We start from the raw sequence: 1,190 nt of genomic DNA on the forward strand, positions 1-1,190 counted from the left end.
TGCATCGTCAACGATCTTGTTGTACCGGTAGGCCCGGTAGCTGCCGCTCGGGTGGCCGTCGAGGCTGGAGTTGTTGATGTTGGTGCGGAGGTGTTTGACGGGGGTGGCGCCGAACGAGTAGTACCAGAAGTTGCCGTTGGCGTCGTCCCAGTGGTCGAACAGGAACGTGTGGGTGCCCGCGAAGTTCATGTAGTCGCCGGCTTTGAGGTCGCTGCGCGAGATCTCGTGGCCCCAGTTGGCGATAGTGGCGGTCGACGGGACATCCTTGAGGTGCAACGCCATCGAGACATAGCCGGAACAGTCTCTGCGGTACATGTGGCCGTCACCGGGTCCGGGTGACCACCCTCCCTGGTCGTACGGGCCGGGCTGGTGGTCGACCCAGTACTGCGCCCGCTGGATCACCTCGCTGCGGGTGATGGGACCGTCCAGGTCGGACGCCTGCGCGCTCGTGGGCAGGGTGACCACCCCTGCGGCTGCGGTCACCGTGAAGACGGCGGCCAGCGCCAGGCGCGCCAACCCCCTGCGGCTCACTGTTGTCGTCATGGGACCAGGCTCGATCGCGGCTCTTCAAACCCGCTTCAAGTCCCCCGGCCGCGATCTGAAGCGAGTTTGAAGGTCGGGCTTCAAGACTCACCGCCATGACACGAAGGATCATCGGCGCGGGCATCGCCGCGCTGCTCGGACTTCTCGCCGTGGCGACTCCCGCGCACGCGGACTACAAGGACGACTACCTCGCCCAGGCGGGCCCCGTCGCGCAGCGCGTGCACGCCGAGTACGACGTCCCGGCGTCGGTGGCTCTCGGCCAGTCGACGCTGGAGTCGAGGTGGGGACAAAGCGGACTGTCCGTCGACGACAAGAACTACTTCGGCTTCAAGTGCACGTCGGCGTCGTCACCCGGCCCGATCGCCATCGGCTGTCACAACCACCCGACGAGCGAATGTGTGCCGATGCCGTGCCACCCCGTGGACGCCTACTTCCGCGTGTACAGATCCATGGAGGACTCGTTCCGCGACTACGCCCGTGTGTTGACGACCAGCTCGGTCTACGCCGGTGCCCTGCCGTACCGCCACGATCCGGACGAGTTCATCCGCAGGATCGGGCCGCACTACGCGACTGATCCGGACTACACGGACAAGGTCCTCACGCAGATGCGGACCTACAACCTGTACCGCTTCGACTCCTCGACCCCT

The 1,190-nt window shown here is 65.7% G+C and carries 2 protein-coding genes; one reads left to right on the plus strand and one right to left on the minus strand.

Features of this window, described 5'->3' with window-relative positions:
• On the minus strand, positions 1-543 hold a 543-nt coding region (locus ABZV40_RS46430), incomplete at its 3' end, for a hypothetical protein (RefSeq protein ID WP_355456520.1).
• A gap of 95 nt (positions 544-638) precedes the next feature.
• On the opposite strand from ABZV40_RS46430, the gene ABZV40_RS46435 reads away from it, so the two are divergent.
• Positions 639-1,190 (plus strand): glucosaminidase domain-containing protein (locus ABZV40_RS46435; protein ID WP_355456521.1); only part of this gene is annotated, 552 nt, incomplete at its 3' end.

This window comes from Lentzea sp. NPDC004782 (assembly GCF_040609115.1).
Lineage (GTDB): Bacteria > Actinomycetota > Actinomycetes > Mycobacteriales > Pseudonocardiaceae > Lentzea.